Source organism: Paenibacillus sp. FSL H7-0737, assembly GCF_000758545.1.
GTDB lineage: Bacteria > Bacillota > Bacilli > Paenibacillales > Paenibacillaceae > Paenibacillus_AQ.
This window is the reverse complement of the sequence record NZ_CP009279.1, coordinates 3,823,995-3,844,065: the sequence shown is the minus strand read 5'-3', so window position 1 is coordinate 3,844,065 and position 20,071 is coordinate 3,823,995. Positions and strand designations below refer to the sequence as shown.

Annotated in this window: 20 protein-coding genes; 13 read left to right on the top strand and 7 right to left on the bottom strand. The window is 42.7% G+C overall.

The window, feature by feature from the left end; translation table 11 throughout:
• Positions 1–42: 42 nt before the first annotated feature.
• Positions 43–1,791, bottom strand: coding sequence for an ABC transporter ATP-binding protein (locus tag H70737_RS16680; RefSeq protein WP_042188935.1), 1,749 nt, complete (start codon positions 1,789–1,791; stop codon positions 43–45).
• 547 nt (positions 1,792–2,338) lie between these two features.
• Between H70737_RS16680 and H70737_RS16675 the strand changes: the two genes are divergently transcribed.
• Positions 2,339–2,656, top strand: coding sequence for a HesB/YadR/YfhF family protein (locus tag H70737_RS16675; RefSeq protein WP_042188934.1), 318 nt, complete (start codon positions 2,339–2,341; stop codon positions 2,654–2,656).
• A gap of 76 nt (positions 2,657–2,732) precedes the next feature.
• Here H70737_RS16675 and H70737_RS16670 read toward each other — a convergent pair whose 3' ends face one another.
• Positions 2,733–3,248 carry a hypothetical protein gene (locus tag H70737_RS16670; protein ID WP_042128412.1) on the bottom strand — a complete coding sequence of 172 codons (516 nt, stop codon included), beginning with the start codon at positions 3,246–3,248 and terminating at the stop codon, positions 2,733–2,735.
• A gap of 124 nt (positions 3,249–3,372) precedes the next feature.
• On the opposite strand from H70737_RS16670, the gene H70737_RS16665 reads away from it, so the two are divergent.
• The 3 genes from H70737_RS16665 to H70737_RS16655 all read left to right on the top strand — a co-directional run bounded on the left by H70737_RS16665 (position 3,373) and on the right by H70737_RS16655 (position 6,704).
• Positions 3,373–5,121 carry an ABC transporter ATP-binding protein gene (locus tag H70737_RS16665; RefSeq protein WP_042188932.1) on the top strand — a complete coding sequence of 583 codons (1,749 nt, stop codon included), beginning with the start codon at positions 3,373–3,375 and terminating at the stop codon, positions 5,119–5,121.
• 133 nt (positions 5,122–5,254) lie between these two features.
• A complete protein-coding gene (locus tag H70737_RS16660) occupies positions 5,255–5,773 on the top strand; it encodes a sigma-70 family RNA polymerase sigma factor (protein ID WP_042194048.1) in 519 nt (172 codons plus the stop codon).
• Positions 5,766–6,704 (top strand): hypothetical protein, encoded by a 939-nt coding sequence (locus H70737_RS16655; RefSeq protein WP_042188931.1) that lies wholly within the window; start codon positions 5,766–5,768, stop codon positions 6,702–6,704. Before H70737_RS16660 ends, H70737_RS16655 begins: the two co-directional genes overlap by 8 nt.
• A 77-nt stretch (positions 6,705–6,781) precedes the next feature.
• On the opposite strand, the gene H70737_RS16650 is transcribed toward H70737_RS16655, so the two are convergent.
• Both H70737_RS16650 and H70737_RS16645 read right to left on the bottom strand, forming a co-directional pair.
• Positions 6,782–7,225 carry a DUF441 domain-containing protein gene (locus H70737_RS16650; protein ID WP_042188929.1) on the bottom strand — a complete coding sequence of 148 codons (444 nt, stop codon included), beginning with the start codon at positions 7,223–7,225 and terminating at the stop codon, positions 6,782–6,784.
• A 1-nt stretch (position 7,226) separates the two neighbouring features.
• On the bottom strand, positions 7,227–8,231 hold the full coding sequence (locus H70737_RS16645; RefSeq protein ID WP_042188927.1) for a YpdA family putative bacillithiol disulfide reductase: 1,005 nt from the start codon (positions 8,229–8,231) through the stop codon (positions 7,227–7,229).
• A 180-nt stretch (positions 8,232–8,411) separates the two neighbouring features.
• Between H70737_RS16645 and H70737_RS16640 the strand changes: the two genes are divergently transcribed.
• The 4 genes from H70737_RS16640 (at position 8,412) to rsgA (ending at position 12,005) form a co-directional block, all read left to right on the top strand.
• Positions 8,412–9,008 carry a DUF2087 domain-containing protein gene (locus tag H70737_RS16640; RefSeq protein ID WP_042188925.1) on the top strand — a complete coding sequence of 199 codons (597 nt, stop codon included), beginning with the start codon at positions 8,412–8,414 and terminating at the stop codon, positions 9,006–9,008.
• Positions 9,009–9,129: 121 nt separating this feature from the next.
• A complete protein-coding gene (locus H70737_RS16635; protein ID WP_042188923.1) occupies positions 9,130–9,585 on the top strand; it encodes a DUF3939 domain-containing protein in 456 nt (151 codons plus the stop codon).
• A 160-nt stretch (positions 9,586–9,745) separates the two neighbouring features.
• A complete protein-coding gene (locus tag H70737_RS16630) occupies positions 9,746–10,417 on the top strand; it encodes an HAD family hydrolase (RefSeq protein ID WP_042188921.1) in 672 nt (223 codons plus the stop codon).
• A 496-nt stretch (positions 10,418–10,913) separates the two neighbouring features.
• A complete protein-coding gene (rsgA, locus tag H70737_RS16625) occupies positions 10,914–12,005 on the top strand; it encodes a ribosome small subunit-dependent GTPase A (RefSeq protein ID WP_042188919.1) in 1,092 nt (363 codons plus the stop codon).
• A gap of 118 nt (positions 12,006–12,123) precedes the next feature.
• On the opposite strand, the gene H70737_RS16620 is transcribed toward rsgA, so the two are convergent.
• Both H70737_RS16620 and H70737_RS16615 read right to left on the bottom strand, forming a co-directional pair.
• The gene (locus tag H70737_RS16620; RefSeq protein WP_042188917.1) at positions 12,124–12,750 is read right to left on the bottom strand and encodes an FMN-dependent NADH-azoreductase; all 627 of its coding nucleotides are present in this window, start codon (positions 12,748–12,750) and stop codon (positions 12,124–12,126) included.
• A 495-nt stretch (positions 12,751–13,245) separates the two neighbouring features.
• On the bottom strand, positions 13,246–13,485 hold the full coding sequence (locus tag H70737_RS16615) for a hypothetical protein (RefSeq protein ID WP_042128392.1): 240 nt from the start codon (positions 13,483–13,485) through the stop codon (positions 13,246–13,248).
• Between the two features lie 142 nt (positions 13,486–13,627).
• On the opposite strand from H70737_RS16615, the gene H70737_RS16610 reads away from it, so the two are divergent.
• A complete protein-coding gene (locus tag H70737_RS16610) occupies positions 13,628–14,296 on the top strand; it encodes a hypothetical protein (RefSeq protein ID WP_042188915.1) in 669 nt (222 codons plus the stop codon).
• Here H70737_RS16610 and H70737_RS16605 read toward each other — a convergent pair.
• Entirely contained in the window at positions 14,283–15,977 is a 1,695-nt protein-coding gene (locus H70737_RS16605; RefSeq protein ID WP_042188913.1) for an alpha-amylase family glycosyl hydrolase, read from the bottom strand. The genes H70737_RS16610 and H70737_RS16605 overlap by 14 nt on opposite strands.
• Before the next feature lie 274 nt (positions 15,978–16,251).
• Between H70737_RS16605 and H70737_RS16600 the strand changes: the two genes are divergently transcribed.
• The 4 genes from H70737_RS16600 (at position 16,252) to H70737_RS16585 (ending at position 20,022) form a co-directional block, all read left to right on the top strand.
• Positions 16,252–17,274, top strand: coding sequence for an ABC transporter substrate-binding protein (locus H70737_RS16600; RefSeq protein ID WP_042188911.1), 1,023 nt, complete (start codon positions 16,252–16,254; stop codon positions 17,272–17,274).
• 53 nt (positions 17,275–17,327) lie between these two features.
• Positions 17,328–18,104 carry an ABC transporter ATP-binding protein gene (locus H70737_RS16595; RefSeq protein WP_042188909.1) on the top strand — a complete coding sequence of 259 codons (777 nt, stop codon included), beginning with the start codon at positions 17,328–17,330 and terminating at the stop codon, positions 18,102–18,104.
• Positions 18,104–18,940, top strand: a complete 837-nt coding sequence (locus H70737_RS16590; RefSeq protein WP_042188906.1) for an ABC transporter permease — start codon at positions 18,104–18,106, stop codon at positions 18,938–18,940. The genes H70737_RS16595 and H70737_RS16590 overlap by 1 nt, the downstream gene beginning before the upstream one ends.
• Before the next feature lie 95 nt (positions 18,941–19,035).
• A complete protein-coding gene (locus H70737_RS16585; protein ID WP_042188904.1) occupies positions 19,036–20,022 on the top strand; it encodes an aromatic acid exporter family protein in 987 nt (328 codons plus the stop codon).
• Positions 20,023–20,071 lie beyond the last annotated feature (49 nt).

The following is a 20,071-nucleotide window of genomic DNA, read 5'->3' as shown; positions in this document are numbered from 1 at the left end:
ACACCTCCTAAAAGTTTTGCTTAGTCATAGCTAGTATGTCATTTAATCATTCGATAAATTATTCTCTACTTGCTGCCGGTCATACTGCTCGCGGTACCAGCCATTCATATCCAGCAGCTCTTGATGCGTACCACGTTCAACGATATGTCCGTTATCAAGTACGACGATCATGTCAGCATGTTGAACAGCAGAGAGGCGGTGCGTAGAGATCAATGTAGTCTTTCCCGCACGCTCTTGGCGAATATTCTCAATGATCTGAGCTTCAGTACGAGCATCAACAGCGGATAAGGCATCGTCCAGAATCAGTACATCTGGATTTGCGATAAAGGCTCTGGATAAGGATACACGTTGTTTTTGTCCACCGGATAAGGATACTCCACGTTCACCAACCAACGTATCTAAACCATCGGATAATGTTCCTAAGTCATTTTGGAAGGCGGCAGCTGTGATAGCTTTCATGATCGTATCGTCATCCGCGTTGTCTAGACCAAATTGAATATTCTGACGTACTGATTTGGAGAACAGGATCTGTTCTTGAGGAACATAACCCATCCAACTGTGTAGCTGATCCAATGAAATCTGTTGAATCGGAACTCCAGAGATGAGAATTTCACCATTACCTGTCGGATATTCACGAAGCAGCTGTTTGAGGAGGGTTGATTTACCGCTTCCCGTACGACCGACTACACCTAGTGTTTGCCCTTGGTTTAAGGTCAGACTGACATTGCTTAGATTGTCAATCGTCGATGAGGGATAACGGAAGGTCACATCGTTAAGTTCAATTCGGGTAGGATTAGCAACTTGAACCGGATTGGCCGCACTTTGAACATCCGCTTTGGAGTTTAGCGTCTCATCAATACGTTCGAGAGAAGCACCACCACGTTGCATGATGTTAATAAGCTCTCCAATAGCGAACATCGGCCAAACGATCATTCCGAGGTACATATTAAAGGAGACAAGATCCCCTAGGGTGATCTGATTACGGAACACAAGATATATCCCATAGGTAAGACCGATAATGTAGCTGAGCCCTACGCAGAACCGAATCGTCGGTTCGAAGAAGGCATCGACACGGGCGACGGCCATGTTCTTGTTGTATACATCTTCTGTAATATCTGAGAATCTCTTCTCATCAAGTCTTTCTTGTACATAAGCACGGATAACTCGCACACCTGATACAGACTCGAGAACCTGATCATTCATATCTCCGAACGCATCTTGTGCTAAGCTGTAACGATCATGGATCGCTTTACCATAAAAAATCATAGCTATTGCAATTAGTGGTAATGGTAAGACTGCTGCAAGTGTCAGCTTCCAGCTGACAAGAAAACCCATTGCGAATAGTACGACAGTGAGGTAAATTGTAGAATCCACCAGGGTGAGCATCCCGAATCCAACGGTAGCTGAGACAGCTCTGATATCATTGGTTGCCCGAGCCATCAGGTCGCCGGTTCTATTGCGTTCGAAAAACGACGGGGTCATGGTCATCAAATGATTCATAAATCTCGAGCGCAGCAGGCGCTCTACGAGGTTGGAGCCTCCGAATAATTTGTGCATCCATATGTAGGTAATCCAATAAATGACTAGCAGCAAAATGAGGATCATACCGATATACTTGGCTAACGATGCTGTAGTAATAGAACCGCGTACTATGTCGTCAATGGCATTGCCTAGCAGACGTGGGGGGAATAATTCAAGAACACCTACACCAATAAGTAAGATAAGGCCAATCAGGTAACGCCTTTTTTCTCGGCGAAAGAACCAGCCGAGATTACGGAGAACGGAGAACAAGTAAATCCCTTCCTTTCGAGTTAAAGTACTAGCTGTGATGTTGGAAAAAAGCGCAAGTGGTTATCTCGACAGCCAAGAAAAAACGACGTTGTCGTCCTTCAAAGATGACAACCGACAAAAAAAGGCATATCATCCGAAAACGGACGATATGCCTGTAATTTACAGCTATCATGCGCACGGTGCTATACAGCACCAGGCATGTGAGAGACCTTCAAGAACTAAAGTTATACGATCAATTACACTCGCAGGGAACTTCAGGATGGTTTCACCACTTGGGCTGCTTCGGTATTCGGTTGATTGGAAATTCCAACAATAGTTATTTGATATGGCTGTAACTTCGTAAACACCGCGCTCACCCCTTTCATTGATTTAATAATAACTTTTGGTAATAACTAGTAGACCGTTAGTTATGTTCAGAGTTTATCACTCGGTTCGCAAAGTTGTCAAACTAATTTTTGAGGAGCTTGGGAAAACATTAATTGTATAAAGGTATTTGAATATCGATTCATTTTCAGTATGATTAGACTATACAAAGGAGCTGAGAGAGATGAACATGGAAATTAGTCAAGCAGCGGCAGCTTGGTTTAAAAGAGAACTGGATCTTAAGAATGGAGACTATATTCGTTTATTTCCCCGCTATAGCTCGGGAGGTGGACTTCACCCTGGTTTCTCACTGGGTATCGGGACGGAGGCACCAGGACGTCCGGCAATACAAGTTGAACAAGACGGTATTGTGTTCTACATGGAAGAGCAGGACTTATGGTATATGGAAGGTTACGGCTTAACTATTGTGTATTCTGAGGCAGACGATGACATTGAATATAAGTATGAAGCCAAATCGGTGCCTGGCGGAGTACAGGTTTAAATGTCTTAATTTTGTTTTTTTTACTAATGTGAAAAGCCCTTGCCAAAAGGCAGGGCTTTTTCTAGTGTTGATATAATCAGTGCGAATTGCGAAACGTTTCTTCCTCCATAGCAAAATCGAAATCGTCAATGTCGTATACTTGAACAGGGACTCCACCTTCAATAATGCGTTGAATCAGCTCGAATTGATCTGTAAGAATAGGCACCTTCTCACGTTGTGAGGACAATAGAAGCTCCGTTTCGATAGGATCGAACGTTTCGCCGTAGACAGCGGTATCCATGCTGTTAATGATGGTAATCTTTGATTGTCCGCCTAGTAGAATACCAGAGCTTTTTGCCCAAGGAACGGCCAGACAGCGGTTGATTTTTTTAGCATTAAGTGGCTCTTCAAAATAGGCAATGAGCTCACCAATCTTGAGTTTAACATGCTTGTCATCATCTGGACGGTTCATTAACGGATCATCACTGTCCCGCAGTTCGTATAATTCCATCACGGTCGTATAAGGCACTATATATTCTACAGGGCTGCTCGATATGAGAAGCTGGCCGTAAATCGCCATCATGACGGCTTCCGTCACAAATTGTCTAGACATCTTTATCCTCCTGAAGTTCGGGTACTGCTATCGTACTTATGGACTTAAAAATATAAAAACACTGTAGAGCGCAAAAGTCAACTGTACTTAGCAACTCAGTAAAGAGAAAGGACAGAATATCCCTGTGAAGCAATGGAAATCATATTTTACTTTTGTACGGCCTTACATGAAATGGATTGTGTTTACGCTCTTTATAGGTATGATCAAGTTCAGCATCCCGTTGACACTGCCTATGATTCTGAAATACGTAGTCGATGATCTGCTGATGAACCCTGCCATGAGTGCCCAGGAGCGGGTATCGCAATTGATGCTCATCCTCGGAGGCGCTTTTGTTTTATTTGTAATTGTAAGGGGACCGGTGGAGTATTACCGGCAGTATTTTGCCCAGCTGATCACAAGTAAGATATTGTTCGATATGCGGAATAAGCTATACAGTCACTTACAGCGGTTATCGCTGCGGTATTATCAGAATACAAAAGTGGGTGAAGCGATTTCGAGATTTATAAATGATGTGGAACAGACTAAAAATTTAGTAGAAGTCGGAATGATGAATGTATGGCTGGATTTATTTACGCTAGTGTTTGCGCTTGGTTTTATGTTTTATTTGAATCCAGTGCTGGCGTTAGTATCTATCGCTGTACTTCCGTTCTACGCCTTTGCGGTAAGTAAACTATATAAACGACTTAAAGTGTTAACGAAAGACCGTTCACAGGCTCTGGCTGGCATTCAAGGCTATCTTCATGAACGGATTCAAGGCATTTCGATCATCCGCAGCTTCACCATGGAAAAAGTGGATCAGAAGCAGTTCGAAGATATCAACGGTAACTTTCTCAAAAAAGCGATGGCTCAAACTCGTTGGAATGCGATTACCTTCGCGATTATTAACACACTAACGGATATTGCACCACTGCTAGTCATCGGATACGGTGGTTATCAAGTGATTCATGGTAATTTGACTGTGGGAACCTTTGTTGCTTTCTTCGGCTATCTGGACCGGATGTATGCGCCGCTGCGTCGATTGATTAATTCCTCGACAGTGCTCACGCAAGCCTCGGCTTCCCTTGAACGGGTGCTTGAGCTGCTGGACGAGCCTTATGATATCGTGGATAAACCGGGAGCAAGACCTCTGACGAATGCACGTGGTGAAATTGATTTTCATAATGTTTGGTTCAAATACAACGAAGAAAATGATTGGGTACTGAAGGATATTAATTTAAGTATCAAACCTGGTCAGACGGTCGCTTTTGTTGGAATGAGTGGTGGCGGGAAGTCCTCTCTCATAAGCTTGATCCCGCGATTCTATGACATAAGCAAAGGTAGCCTCCAGATGGATGGTCAGGATATACAGGGTTTGACGCAGGAGAGTTTGCGAAGAGCTGTTGGGATGGTGCTTCAAGATAATTTCTTATTTAGTGGGTCTGTACGAGATAATATCTTGTTCGGCAATCCTAATGCTACAGAGGAGCAAGTCCTCTCGGCGGCGAGAGCTGCCAATGCGCATGATTTTATTGAGCAGCTGCCGCTAGGCTATGATACAGAAGTGGGAGAACGTGGAGTGAAGCTGTCCGGTGGGCAAAAGCAACGGGTAGCCATAGCAAGGGTGTTTCTTAAAGACCCAAAGGTTCTTATATTAGACGAAGCTACGTCAGCGCTGGATCTGGAATCAGAGCATTTAATTCAACAAGCTCTGCAATCCCTCTCGTCGGAACGAACTACACTCATTGTTGCGCATAGACTGTCTACCATTACACATGCTGATCAGATCGTGGTGCTTGAGAACGGTGAAATCACAGAACGTGGTACACATGAGGAACTAATGGGACTGGACGGAAGTTATGCGAGATTGTTTAACGTACAGCATTTGGATACATGATAAGATCTAACATTATAATAAATTACTTAGGTGGTCTTCTCGGGAGAGAGGGCCATTTTTTTAAATCCATTTGAGTCTTTTTGAATATCACGTGCGTCTAAAAAATATAAGCAACATGAAAGGTAGTGAGAACTTGAATACAACAGAGCTGGAGGAAAAGGCGATAGCGGGTGATGAAGACAGCTTTACTGCATTGATAGACGGGATGCAAGAACGTCTTTACCGTATGGCGTACTCCTATGTGAGGAATAAGGATGATGCGCTGGAGATTGTACAGGAGACCGTCTATAAAGCGTTCATCTCAATTCATAAACTGCAGCAACCCCAATATTTTAAAACTTGGCTCACAAAAATAGCCGTCAATTGTGCCTTGGACTTTATCCGAAAATCTAAAAAAATCGTGTATATGGAGAAAGATCCCGAAGGCAGCTACGCTTCAGAACCCATAGAGGATGTCATTGATCTTCAGGAGGCGCTAAGAGTTCTTGATAAAAGATCAAGAATGATCATTGTGATGAGGTATTTTGAAGACTTGCCCATAAAGGAAATTGCCGGGGTATTGGACATGCCAGAGAGTACGGTGAAAACCGTCATCTATCGGGGATTAGGGAAATTAAAAATTAATATGAAGGGGAGTGAGTACTTTGGATAATCAACTTGAACGTTTACAGAAAGCATACAACGATATTGAAATCCCCGAAGAACTATCACAAGCTTCTCGAAAAGGTATTGAAAGAGGAAAACGCTATAAACAACAGAAAAGAGGAATAAAAATGAGCGGATTAAAATGGACAGGATCAGTTGCAGCAGCAGTTATCATTTCTTTTACAGTGGGTGTAAATACGGTACCCGCTTTCGCGGATAGTATGAATCAAGTGCCCGTTCTAGGTAAGCTGGTAAGTGTATTGAAATTTACGGATGGAAGTGCAGGCGGCGGCACGATTCAGGATGGAGTAGATGTCAATTTCATTTCGTTGAAACATCAGAAGAACAGTGATCAAATGATTTTAAACTTTGCAAATTCGGACAATACACAAGACCTTGCAAGCTCTTATAACGTAAAATTCACTGACAATCCTTATACAATGACCGTAACCGTGAGTGGGGCAAGGAACTTCTCAGCTGTTAAAGATCTTGAGACATTAAAAGAAAGTAAGTATGTTCAAGATGCTTATCCTTTAATTACATTGGATGACTCCATGATACGTTTCAATGTAACCTTCAAAGAGCCAGTTGCTTATGAGGTAAAGGAATATAAGGATCCGGCACAGGTGGCGATTACATTGAAGGATAAGAAGGGTGACGTGGAAGAAGGATCTTCTATCTATTCACTTAGAACAAGCTCAGAGCCTTCCGGCGAGAGTCAAGGTATGGCTGAAGAGATGTTATACGGGTTAGAGAACGTGCGCGTATTAAAGGATCAGAAGGGATTATTCCTAGTGGAAGCTGGGTATTTTAATACAGAAGCAGAAGCTTTGGCCCAACTGAAAAAAATTCAAACAGAGCATGGGGTTGGTGATCTATTGTTTGTAGAAAAACGATCGTCTCAGGAGATTCCACAATCCATTTCTCAGGCTGAATAAAAATAAAATAGAGCAGCGATTCTCTCGATAGTGGAGAATTGCTGCTCTATTTTTGTGTTGAATGGTTGCTCCACCTTTTACATTTTGCCAATCAAGAGCGACAAAATACCGGCTGCGATAAGCGGTCCTACAGGGACACCCTTGAACAATGCAACGCCAATCACTGTTCCGATCAGGAGACCCGCAACAACTGTGGGCTGGTTGGTCATAAGGATGGCTCCGCGCCCACCAAGATAAGCGACGAGAATGCCGATCGCAATCGCAAGAAGAGACTTCCAGTGGAGGAAGGACTGACCGACCATCTGCAGCGATATTTTTCCGCTGGCCAAAGGCGTCATGACCCCGATCGTAAGAATGATAATCCCGATAGTTAAACCATATTTCTCAAGCCAAGGGAAGGTCTGCTGCAGGCCAAGAACTCTTAGCAGTAGTAGGACGACCATTGCTATTGTTACAGGGGAATTACTGCTTATAATACCGAGCGCAGCAAGACCAAGCAAAAGCAAAGAGGTCATGTCCATCTTAAACGTTCAACTCCTTATTGTGAGAACTGCGCTTCGCAAGAATGTGATCTGCGATAAGTTTACCATGCCCACGTCCTGTCTCAATAAATACTTCATTCGCATTGCGGCCTGAAGCGATTACTCCTGCAACATAAAGACCTGGAACATTACTTTCCATAGTTGAAGGATTAAATGCTGGCTTATCCATATCGTCATCCATAACTACACCGGCAGAAGTGAGAAGCACCCGGCTAGGCCGGAAGCCAGTTAAAGCAAGGACGAAATCATTATCTATGGATTTTTTGTCTCCATTATGACTCGTAACTATAACCGAACTAGCCGTAATTTCAGTAACACGTGATTCCAGATGTAGAGTGATTTTACCCTTTTGTACCATCCCTTCAAAGATTGGCCGAACCCAAGGCTTAATATTCGAGGAAATGCTCTCACCACGATAGACCATATCGACTGTAGCTCCAACGCGCATAAGCTCCAGTGCTGCATCTACCGCTGAATTACTGCCACCAATGACAGTAACTTTCATCCCTGTATATGGATGGGCTTCACCGAAATAGTGGGTAACTTTAGGGAGTTCTTCCCCTGGAATACCGATCATATTCGGTTGATCAAAATAACCTGTAGCGATAACGACATTTGCAGTGATTCGTGTGTGATGCTCACCACGCATATTGGACGTATGTACAGCATAGGTTCCATCTTCCAGAGGCTCAATGGATAACGCTTCTTCGTAAGCGGCGATATCTAGACCATACTGCTTCGCAGCCCGGCGGTAATAGACAAGAGCTTCATGGCGGTATGGTTTATCATTGGTCGAGGTGAAAGGAACGTCTCCGATTTCTAATAACTCAGCGGTACTGAAGAATTGCATATTTGTTGGATACAAATAAATGGAGTGAACGATAAAGCTTTTTTCAATAATGAGACTGGACAGTCCTTGGCGCTGGCATTCGATAGCTGCCGAGAGGCCGCAAGGACCTGCACCGATAATAATTACATCTTTCATACAGTGGGTTACCTCCTGATTGTTACTATCTTTTCTTTAAATCCTACCCTAAATTCATTCATTTTGCCATAAGCATAAGATTAAACACAATAACCATTGCAATCATAATGTTGATTGTTATATAATTAGATATATATCTAATGTGTATCTAGCTTATGAAGGTGAAGGAGTGTGATTCCAATGCAGTTAGAAAAAATAGTGAACTATCATAAAGCTTTGGCTGACCCAACACGTCTTCGTTTATTGTTGCTTCTGTCACAAGGAGAAATGCACGGACAAGCGCTGGCTGAGAAATTGAATTTATCACAACCAACGGTAACTCATCATGCAGCGAAATTGCGTGAAGTAGCTCTAATAAAGGAACGACGTGACAAAAATACAGTTTATTTTAAGTTGAATCCAGATTTCATTAGTAGTGGCGCTGAGGCTTCACTTCAGTTTATTTTTTCGAAAGGAGCGAGAAATATGGAAGAGAAATCACCTGAAAATAGTCTAAAGGAGTCTGTGCTGCGTAACTTTTTTTCGAAGGATGGGCGGCTTCGGCAAATCCCGGCACAATATAAAAAGAAACTGATCGCACTTCAGTACATGGTTGAGAAGCTAGAGCCAGGGGTAGTTTATAGTGAGAAGGAAATTAACGAGTTTATTAAGCAGTTCCATGAAGATTTTGCTACCATTCGGCGTGAATTTATTATGCATCAGTTTATGTATCGTGAGAATGATAAATATGAACTTAATCCCCAAGAAATTTGGACACGGTGGGAAGATGTCAAATAATGATCATAAAGCTGTTAACAATTTGTGTCGATTGGAAATATGTTGATTAAGAAGGAGGAATTCGAATATAATAGAATTGTAAGCGTTAACAAAGATAGTTTTTCGAAAGGAGACTTGTCTTATGTTTTTCAAACGCGCAAAAAAACAATCACAATCCGATCACGTCACCGTTACCTTAAATCAAGTCAAGCAGGCGATCAGACAGTTTGAAGAAGATATGCCTGCGCTAATTAATAGAACAGCCTTAATCCTTGAAGACAAAAGAATAGATTTGAGCCGACTACAACGATATTTAGGTGGAGTTCCAGACCAGAATTTCTATATGTCACGTGAGACGTATGAAGTTTTCGAGGAACAAGATAAGCTAGTTCCGTATTACCTTGATATGGTTCAGTCCGCTGTAGACAATTACATCAGTGATACAGGTCAGTTGCCACTTGTTGAAGATGCATGGTTACCTGAGGTCCATTATCGTTTGCTAGCCACAGAAAGTTATCTCAAAGAAACCCCTCCTTTCCCACTGTATATCACAGAAGAGGAAATGATGCTGACACATCGAGCGGAGCATTTTGAGTAAATGAATAAATCAAATATAAAGCCTATAAAGACTGTTCAGTAGAAGGGGAGACAGCAGTTCCTTTTTACAGAATGGTCTTTTCATTGTCTTCAAAGGCATAGTACAATAGATTTCTGTAAGTTAAATTTTATAATCAACAGCATATAAGGGGAATCGCTTGATGAAAGAAGTACAAGCTATATTATTTGATTTGGATAATACTTTAATGGATCGTGACCATACATTTCGCAGTTTTAGTACTCAGTTTGTTCAGGATTTTCTAGGACATTTGGAAGCTGAAGAAGCGCAGAAGGTAGTAGAAGATATGATTCACAGAGATGCTGATGGTTACCGTGATAAGGACGGATTCTTCGTAGAGCTAAGCGAGGTGCTGCCTTGGGAAACACCAGTTACGGCCGAACATATTCGTGCGTATTATGATGCAAGCTATATCAATCATGGTGCTACGATGAAGGATGCTGTGGACGTTCTAAAGTACTGCAAAGAGCGCGGTTATATACTTGGTCTGGTTACCAACGGCAAAGTAGATATCCAGAACACCAAAATTGATACCCTTGCCCTGCGAGAGTACTTCAAGGCTATTGTCATTTCTGGAGAAGTAGAAATCGCTAAGCCTGATCCTAAGATTTATCAACTTGCATTAGACAGATTGGGAGTTACTGCGGATCAGACATTGTTTATTGGAGATCACCCGGTGAATGATATCTGGGGTGCAGGGAAAGCAGGGCTACAAGGCATTTGGCTGCAAAGAAAACATGCCTGGGACGAGCAATTGGACATACAACCTTGGAAGATAATCTACGAGTTGAATGAGCTTAAGTCCATTTTGTAATTTTATCAAAATTTATAGTTGACATTATACGGCAGCGCCGTTTATGATAACAACATCTTATTTCGGAAGGAGACGATGTTTTATGACAGTTTTAAATGTAATGAACTCAACTGTTGTGGATACGTGTCTTCCGGGAACAGCGGCTGCCGAATAAGTTATTCGTGCAGTTTAGCAGGTAAGCTCTATTACGCTTATTAGAGCCGCGGGAACCGTATTGGGTCCGGCGGCTTTTTTGCGTATATAGAATCGATAGGAATTGTAGTTAATTGTCTATTTCTCTATATATCGCACGGGAAAATGAATTTATCCTTGTCTTTTGGATGAGACATTTTTCTGATTATGTGTGCACTTTTTGTCCTTTTCGTCCTAGAAGAGTTCATGAAGTGTGACCGCCGCCGGAGTCTTAAATTCCGACGGCTTTTTGTGTTCTCGGAAAATGCTAGCAGTACATGGTAAATAAAAATAAAAACTTAAACAGATCTTTAGGAGGATTCAAATGACTAACATACAGCAATATGGTTGGAATGAAAATTGGAGTTCAAAATGGGATGAAAAGTGGGAGGAGACGGAGGATAAACGGCTTGTTCCCGGAAGAATTGTAGGCGATTTTGGCAGTAAGTATAGGGTGATGACTGATTTGGGAGAGACATGGGGGGAGCTATCAGGCAAGTTGAGACATACGTTTGTCGCTTCAGGTGATTTTCCAGCGATCGGCGACTGGGTGGCTCTTTCAATGCAGGATGGCGGCGAGCATGCGATTTTACATGGGATATTGCCTCGGCATAGTGTCATCTCACGCAAGGTAGCTGGTAACACACAAGAGGAGCAGATTGTTGCCTCGAATGTAGACACTTTATTTCTGGTCAGTGCTTTGAATGATGACTTTAATGTTCGGCGGATGGAGAGATACTTAATCATGGCTTGGAACAGCGGGGCCAATCCAGTCATTCTACTGACCAAAGCAGATCTTTGCCTAGATGCAGAGAGTAAAATTGCCGAAATGGAAAGCGCCGCTCCAGGTGTGCCTGTTCATGCGGTTAGTGCACTGCAAGATAATGGCCGTGAGAAGTTGCTGCCTTACATTGGGAGTGGACAGACAGTAGCTCTAACGGGCTCATCAGGCTGCGGCAAATCTACGATGGTCAACTGGTTATGTGGAAAGAATCTTCAGCTTACACAGGATGTAAGAGAAGGCGATAGCCGAGGACGCCATACTACTACCCACCGTGAACTGTTTATTATGCCGGACAGAGGAATCATAGTAGACACACCAGGGATGCGTGAGCTGCAGCTGTGGGAAGATGAGGGTGGATTAGATCTGGCGTTCAGTGATATTAGCAGCTTAGCTGCTGCATGTCGGTTTAGTAACTGTAAACATGAACGTGAGGAGGGCTGTGCGGTACTTGAAGCGGTTCATAACGGTGAGCTCGAAGAGAAGAGACTGCTGAACTACCGAAAGACACAGCGGGAACTGCAGTACCAAAGCACCAAAGAGGTGAAGCTCAAGAGAAAAACCACAGCTTCTTCTAAAGTTCATTCGACAAGGACTAGAGGGTACGGTTGGCGTAAAGAACTTGATGAGTATTAGAAGAACTTTATAGACAGCGACGGAGCCAAGAGTAGTGTTCCAATAGGCTAGAAAGTCAAAAAAGGGTGACCCTGAGCTCAGGGTCACCCTTTTTTATTAAATTCTCTTATAGCTTGTATTAGAACGAAGCTGCAGTTTCCTTAGCCAATTGTAATCCGTTCTCAATGATTTCAGCGGATTGTGCAGGAAGTTGGTTGTGACCTTCGATGATTACTTGAGTAATATCTTTGATACCCCAAAGGTTAAGGTTACCAACGATGAAGTTTACAGCCATTTCAGCACTTGCTGCAGGACCTTCGGAATAAATGCCACCTCTAGCGTTCAGTACGATTGCTTTTTTACCTGTCAAAAGACCAACTGGACCTTCAGCAGTGTAAGAGAATGTTTTGCCAGCTTGGCAAAGGTAATCGACATAAGTATGCAATACAGCTGGTACAGTCATGTTCCACAGTGGGAAACCGAATACTACTTTATCAGCAGCGATAAACTGTTCCAGATATTTATTAACTACAGCAGCACCTGCTGCTTCTTCAGCTGTTAGTTCGTAACCTTGAGCAGCTTTGTACATACCAGTGATCAGGGTATTGTCGTAGTATGGAAGTTGCTCTGCGAACAAATCAAGTTCAGTGATTTCATCTTCTGGATTGTTAAGTTTGTAGTTCTCCAAAAATTCATTGTAAAGCTTAACACTTACGGATTGTTCTGCTGGACGGTTGTTTGCTTTGATAAATAAAACATTAGACATTATGATTGCTCCCTTGGATGTGTGTATTTAATATTAACTATAAATAATATAGCATGTATTTTTTTGTTTGTAAATTATTTTTTTGTGATTTTTTTGGGGGGAAAAGAGTATTTTATAAAGGAACAAGAGTTTGAATAATAGAAATCCCGGTTAATAAACTTACAAGCAAACAGGAAAATATTCCCTATATTCATAAGGATCTGAATGAATTAAAAGGAGCGATGGACATGTCCATTGATCGGTTTATCATTAAGAAATTGGATAGCTGTCACGAAGAGCATACACGCCAAAATTTAGTGAGTCTCTTTAAACTTCGAATACAGAAAGCTGAAAAAGCAGAGAATAAGAACTATAAGATTAGCTGATATTGTCCCATACTGGTGTAATCATTCATTACTAAAGCTGCAAAACTTAAAAACAGCAAGTCTCTTTCAGAGACTTGCTGTTTTGTCTGCCAAAGGATAAAAGAAACTTTACAAAAAAACTACCCCTCTATTAATAGAGGGATAGCGCCAATGAATCATTCTCACTATAACTGTGCAATATAGCCTCAGAGCCTTTAATTTCGATACTAATTAATGAATTCAGGCATTTCTGGATAGCATTCTTGCCCTTTTGAATTTTGAGCTCCAACGTACTGTTAAGTAATCTAAGTACTTTTTGAGTGGGCTGTTTATTTTCTGTTGTGAAATACACAGGTACAAGTTTGTTCTGAAATGTGATGAGCATTCTCATTTTGAAGACACCTCGCTAAAAGTATTTCATGTTAATGATAATACCCTTTGTTTCTTAATTTTACCTTAAAATTAGCTTATGATAACATAAAGATTGTTAGATTAATATACATATATATGAAATACAGGAAGGATACAATGATGTGAATGACAATGGATTGGCCGATTTAACGCATTTTTTATTTCCAGATGAAGTAATGGGGCAAGCGGTTCTGGATCAGTTACATACAGGTTTAAACGCAGAACGGATCTGTAGATTGAAATATAAAGAGAAGGAGGAAATGAAGGATCTGTGTCTGCAAATACATAAAGACCGGATACTAGTAATCTGCAATAGTAACCCGGAAACCCTGCCCTATGAATTAAAGGATGAAAGTGAAACGGAGAGCTTTTGTCTTCAGTTGTTCGAATGTGAGAACATGAAGGAGCTCTTTAATCACGGGATTCCGGCATTACTAATGTCAAAAAGAAAATTTGAGGAGCTGAAAAAAAGCTCATGCTCATCCACGCTGCAAATGCTCTCAGATTGTTTAGCAGCAGAGACAGGGGATGATGTACATTCCATCCAACTAGCACGGGTAATGAAGTGCTTCATGGCGGAAGGAGAATTACGACTCTGTACGTCCAGTGACAGTGGATGGAGCTTCCAGAAAGCACGCTTCTTAGGCGATCATTCCAGTGGCTGGTTGTTACGAATGAGCAGTGATCCATCCAAAGACTGGCTTATAGCCCTCCCGATTACAAAAGCTCAATTATGTGGGTCAGTAACAAAGTGGGTGTTACATTCTTCCGCATTTCTCACTCCACAATAGCAGTTGAATAAGGAGGGAGGGTAAGTTGATCTGAATTCAAGATCGATTTGACAGCAATCGTCTTTAGGATCTTGGAGTAAGAGAAACCCTCGACATTGGGTTGTAGTACAATGGTTTGTTCTTCGCCAGTAAGGTTATGAACGACGAGCACCTGATCCTGTGTTGTTAGTCGTTCGTAAGCCATAACCCCGGGATTGCCTGAAGCAAAGTCACGGATTCCGCCATCCCGGAGCGCAGGAATCTCATTTCTTAGCGCAATAAGCTTGCGATATCTTTCTAGCATTGAATCACTGTCATTCAGCTGGCTCTCAACATCAACGTTAATCGCACCCGCATTATTACGTCCGGCCTCCCAAGTAGTCTGCCCCTCTCCTTGATCGGCTGCACCCCATCTCATAGGCTCTCGAAGTCCTTCATCTGGCTTCACACCGCGCATTCCAATTTCTTCACCATAATAGATAAAAGGATTCCCAGGCAAAGTTAACAGTAGGGCTGCTGCCATTTTTGCATGATTCGGGTTATTGTCTAATTGACTCATGACTCTGTTTTGATCATGATTCGTCAAGAAAGTAGCATCGGTAAATTGGTTATCGGATATTTTGGAATACAATTTATAGGTTCGTTCCAGCGTAAAGGCCGTCCCACTGTCTTTTTCAGTTTTTACAGAGTTCACCAGTGTTTCTGCTAAGCCAAAGTTAAAGCTTGAGTTAAAAGCTTGATCTAAATAAGCTCCGACAGTGACAGCAGAATTCTCCCAGACCTCGCCAACTATATATGCCTCTGGATTTACTTCATTCATAGCCTTGCGGAACTCCTGCCACCAGGACACATTTTTAGCGGTAGTAGCCTCACTTTTATCACTCAAAAGATCTTCGTAGATATGCTTCGCAGCATCTAGTCGGAAGCCATCCACACCTTGCTCAAGCCAAAACTTTCCGATGTCCTTCATTTCAGTACGAACTTCTGCATTATCGAAATTCAGATCAGGCATGCCTTCCCAAAATCCGCCCAGATAATGACTGCCAAGGATAGAATGCCACGCACTGCCACCGCCAGCAGCGCTGGCTCCATTTGCGGGACGACCTTGATCTTCAGCCCAGACGTACCAATCGCGATATTTGCTGTCACTGTTTTTAGCCGAGTCTACGAACCATGGGTGTTCTTTGGAGGTATGATTCACAACCAAATCCATAATTATTTTTATTCCTCGTTTATGCGCTTCTTTAATTAGCTCCTGCATATCCTCAATCGTCCCATAATCAGGATTAATCGCACGATAATCGGTTACATCATATCCATGATAGCTTGGTGATGGGTTGATGGGCATGAGCCAAATCCCGCCAATCCCCAAATCAGTCGTGGTTTCAGGATTCCCATCATTTAAGTAATCCAGCTTTTGGGTGATCCCTTTTAGATCTCCAATGCCATCGCCGTCTGAATCATAGAAGGAACGAACAAATAATTCATAATAAACAGCGGAAGGTTGTTCATCCGTCTTATTTATCAATGCTTGAGGTGTAGCGGTGCTCTGAATGGAGTCTGCTTTAGGGGAGGGCGTGGCAATGGATGTTTTGTTGCTTTGATTACCAGAACAACCGGACAGCAGTAATGTCGTTAGACTGATGCCCACCAGAGAGCATATTGTGATTTTTTTGGTTTTGAATGTAACACCTTTATACATATGTAATAACTCCTTCTATTGCAAATTTTCTGATTTCAAGAAATGGAAAGCGCTTTATTTCCTATAGTACTCGAATGCATCCCCATTGGTAAAACGTTTGCACAGATACAAAAACAGCAAATTAAACGATATTTATCCATTCCTCCAATAAAAGTCGCTAGTATCATGGTTATTCTTGGATTTCCCTAGGTTATTGGAGGTTTTAACCTTTTCATAGGCATCTGCATATGCTTTAAGCAAGGGCGAAGGACCCGGTAAGAAAGGAGAATGAAGAATGAAGATTAGGAAAAAGCTGTCATTGTCGCTCATGATCATTACTTTATGCTTTTCAGTGCTTGCCGGTTGCGGCGGAAAGTCAGAGTTGGTAAAGGTGAAGATTGGTGAAGTCACCCGTTCTGTCTTTTATGCACCCGAATATGTTGCCTTATCACAAAATTTCTTTAAAGACGAAGGACTTGACGTAGAGCTACAGACGATCCCCGGTGGAGATAAAACCATGACTGCACTCCTCTCAGGTGCCATCGATGTTGCATTGGTAGGTTCTGAAACCTCCATTTATGTGTATCAACAGGGTTCAGATGATCCGGTTATTAATTTTGCACAGCTTACTCAGAGGGATGGAACGTTCCTGTTTGCCCGTAAAGCTGACGGAGCGTTTAACTGGGATAAAGTGAAGGGTTCTACCTTCCTGGGGCAAAGAAAAGGCGGAATGCCACAAATGGCAGGTGCGTTTACTTTATCTAAAAAAGGAATAGATCCTACCAAAGACATTACCTTGATCCAAAATATTGACTTTGCTAATATTGCTGGTGCTTTTGCTTCAGGTACAGGCGATTATGTGCAGCTGTTTGAACCACAGGCTTCAATCTTTGAACGTGAGAACCGAGGGGCAGTAGTGGCTTCGTTTGGTGTGGAAAGCGGCTATTTACCGTACACCGTGTTTATGTCTAAGAACAGCTATATTAGTAAAAATGGAGATACGGTACAGAAGTTCACAAATGCGATCCAGCGTGCTCAGCTTTGGGTGAAGGAACATAGCCCTGAAGAAATTGCGGATGCGATAATGACTTATTTTGATAAGACAGATAAAGATATCGTCGTTTCTGCAGTCAAACGTTATAAGGAACAGGATACCTATGCGGTTAATCCAATTATAGATCAAGAAGAATGGAACAATTTGCTCGATGTCATTGATAATGCTGGTGAGCTTAAAGAACGCGTTCCCTCTGACAAAATAGTGAATAACAGTTTTGCTGAGAAAGCTGAGAAAAGCATAAAGAGCAGCACTTCAAAATAAGAGAGAACCAAAGATCCTAAATTAGATGTGTAAAATTGAAGGAGGGGCTGACAATGCTTCCAGTAGTGCAATTAAAGGGAGTAACGCATGCCTATCTTGGCGACCGTGAAGCTTCACTGGCCGTTGAGGACCTGAACCTTAATGTCGAGCAAGGGGAGTTCGTTAGCTTAGTCGGACCAAGTGGTTGCGGTAAGACGACTCTCCTATCGATTATTGCAGGACTGCTGCAGCCATCTCAAGGCGAAGTGTTCGTAAATGGAGAGCCCATTATGGGACCCTCACCAGAGGTTGGGTATATGCTGCAGCAGGATTATCTTTTTCCTTGGCGGAGTATTCTGGACAATGCCATTCTAGGACTAGAGCTGACTGGAAACTTGAACGAGGAGAGCAAAAAGCGGACGTTGGAGCTACTTCAAGAGATGGGCTTAGAAGGCAAAGAGCACGCCCTTCCTACTCAGTTATCAGGTGGGATGCGGCAGAGAGTGGCTCTGGTACGAACCTTGGCAACGAATCCTGGACTCCTTCTACTAGACGAGCCGTTCTCGGCACTTGATTACCAGATCAAATTACAGCTGGAAGATTTGGTCTCTGAGACCTTACGCAGCAGGGGGACAACTGCGATATTAGTTACTCATGATCTATCTGAGGCCATTGCGGTAAGCAGCAGTGTTATTCTTCTACAACGAAATCCAGGGAAGATCCGAAAAGTATTTTCAGTGCCAGAGCAAATCCGGTCAGCACCTCCGCTATTTGCACGTGATCAGCCAGGCTTTTCGGAGCTTTTTCATGAAATATGGAAAGAGATGGAGATTGCAGGGAGGGAAAGCTAATGAAGCATACGGAGCAATCGGGGTTATTAGCTTCCCGTGAACAGTGGCTACAACAATTGCATGGCGATTATAAAAAAACGAAGCACCGCTGGCGCAATCAGGTGATTGTTGTAAGGAGCAGCCTGTTACTGCTGTTTTTTGTTCTCTGGGAAGCTGGCGCAAGAATGGGCTGGATTGATGAGTTATTATTCAGCTATCCCACAAAAATCTTCCGGCAGATCTGGGGAGATATGGTCAGTGGAAGCTTGTGGCCGCATCTGGGGATGACGGTAGGTGAGACTGCGGTAGGCTTTGTACTAGGAACGCTATTAGGGACACTTCTTGCTGTGATCATTTGGTGGTCTCCTTTTTTATCAGCAGTGCTTGATCCGTATATGGTCGTATTTAACAGTATGCCGAAGGTGGCGCTGGGGCCGATTTTTATCGTCATGTTCGGAGCCGGATTCACTGCTATCGTTGTTACTACTTTATCTATAACGGTTATTATAACGACGCTTGTTGTGTACAATAGTTTTTGCAGTGTGGATCCGAATCTGGTCAAGGTGGTTCGTTCCTTCGGAGCTTCCAGAGTTCAGGTGTTCTTTAAAGTAATTCTTCCAGCCTCGTTCCCGACGGTGGTCTCCACCTTAAAGGTGAATGTGGGGATGTCATGGGTAGGAGTTATCGTAGGGGAGTTCCTGGTCGCTAAATCGGGTCTGGGTTATCTGATTATTTATGGTTTCCAGGTCTTTAATTTCACGTTAGTGATGTCCAGTCTTTTGATTATCGCGGCCGTGGCTACAGCAATGTATCAATTAGTGGTATATCTTGAGAAGCGGCTGTTATCCCGGCGATGAACCTTATGTAATATTGTGTCCGTACACAAAATCTTGTAACATGTCTATATCTTTACCTATTTATTGGGTTAGTGCTTGTAAGGAGAGATAAGGCTATGGGATTTCGTGTGATAAAAACAGCAGCAGCTACGTTATTATCCGTACTAGTTGCGTCTGCAGTGGGTATACCTAATGCGCAGAGTGCAGGCTTGCTGGCAATTTTGGGTGTAGAGGTTACTTTGAAAAGGAGTTTCCGAACGATAACGGCTCGTTTTTTAGCCTCGCTCGTGGGACTCTTTTTTGGCTGCATCCTATTCTGGCTTCTAGGGTTCCATTACTGGGTGCTCGGGCTGTATGTACTCGTGGGCTTTCCGATGATTGTAAAGTCTGGCTACAAAGAAGGAATTGTCACCAGCTCGGTTATCGTGTTTCGCGTGTTTGGACAAGCTGAACTATCGCTCCATGTCCTGTTGCAGCAAATAGAGCTTCTGGCTATTGGGCTCGGTTCAGCAGGGCTGGTAAACTTGATTTACATGCCTCAGACTGGTGGGGTCATTTATGGAATCCGTAAGGAAGTGGATCGCTATTTTTCGGTTATTTTTACCCAGATGGCCCGAACGCTTCGAGATCCTGCTTATATTTGGGACGGCAAAGAATTAATTGACGCAGATAATACAGTGCAGCGGGGATTAACGGCAGCTACCCGTGAGATGGAGAATCATGTTATTCATCCTGATGAAGCATGGAATGTTTATTTCTACATGCGGAAGGAGCAACTGGAATCGATTCAAAGTATGATGCAGCTGCTTTCTCAAGTGTATCGCCATTTACCGCATGGGGAGATGGTTGCTGAGTTATTTGACCAGCTTAGCGGGGATGTGCTTGCGGAAGAATATACTGGACGAACTGAACATTTACTGGACGAGCTAACAAGAGAATTTGAAGAAATGGATCTGCCAGAGACACGTGAGGAATTTGAAGTGCGCTCAGCTATTCTTCAGTTATGCAGGGAACTGGCACTTTATTTAAAGATCGCTAAGCGGCATAAAATCCCGGTCAGTTACAAGCCGGAGAAACGTTTGAAGATTCGAAATAAGGCTTAAATTAAGGCTTTAATAAACTGAAGTATTAACTATCTCTGTCAAAATCACG

Bases quoted from the DNA above. Each gene is read 5' to 3' on its own strand.
- H70737_RS16585 (WP_042188904.1), top strand. From the start codon at position 19,036: ATGGGATTTCGTGTGATAAAAACAGCAGCAGCTACGTTATTATCCGTA.
- H70737_RS16615 (WP_042128392.1), bottom strand. From the start codon at position 13,485: ATGAGAATGCTCATCACATTTCAGAACAAACTTGTACCTGTGTATTTC.
- H70737_RS16650 (WP_042188929.1), bottom strand. From the start codon at position 7,225: ATGGACATGACCTCTTTGCTTTTGCTTGGTCTTGCTGCGCTCGGTATT.
- H70737_RS16600 (WP_042188911.1), top strand. From the start codon at position 16,252: ATGAAGATTAGGAAAAAGCTGTCATTGTCGCTCATGATCATTACTTTA.
- H70737_RS16640 (WP_042188925.1), top strand. From the start codon at position 8,412: ATGCAGTTAGAAAAAATAGTGAACTATCATAAAGCTTTGGCTGACCCA.
- H70737_RS16635 (WP_042188923.1), top strand. From the start codon at position 9,130: ATGTTTTTCAAACGCGCAAAAAAACAATCACAATCCGATCACGTCACC.
- H70737_RS16620 (WP_042188917.1), bottom strand. From the start codon at position 12,750: ATGTCTAATGTTTTATTTATCAAAGCAAACAACCGTCCAGCAGAACAA.
- H70737_RS16670 (WP_042128412.1), bottom strand. From the start codon at position 3,248: ATGTCTAGACAATTTGTGACGGAAGCCGTCATGATGGCGATTTACGGC.
- H70737_RS16675 (WP_042188934.1), top strand. From the start codon at position 2,339: ATGAACATGGAAATTAGTCAAGCAGCGGCAGCTTGGTTTAAAAGAGAA.
- H70737_RS16595 (WP_042188909.1), top strand. From the start codon at position 17,328: ATGCTTCCAGTAGTGCAATTAAAGGGAGTAACGCATGCCTATCTTGGC.
- H70737_RS16645 (WP_042188927.1), bottom strand. From the start codon at position 8,231: ATGAAAGATGTAATTATTATCGGTGCAGGTCCTTGCGGCCTCTCGGCA.
- H70737_RS16605 (WP_042188913.1), bottom strand. From the start codon at position 15,977: ATGTATAAAGGTGTTACATTCAAAACCAAAAAAATCACAATATGCTCT.
- H70737_RS16630 (WP_042188921.1), top strand. From the start codon at position 9,746: ATGAAAGAAGTACAAGCTATATTATTTGATTTGGATAATACTTTAATG.
- rsgA (WP_042188919.1), top strand. From the start codon at position 10,914: ATGACTAACATACAGCAATATGGTTGGAATGAAAATTGGAGTTCAAAA.
- H70737_RS16590 (WP_042188906.1), top strand. From the start codon at position 18,104: ATGAAGCATACGGAGCAATCGGGGTTATTAGCTTCCCGTGAACAGTGG.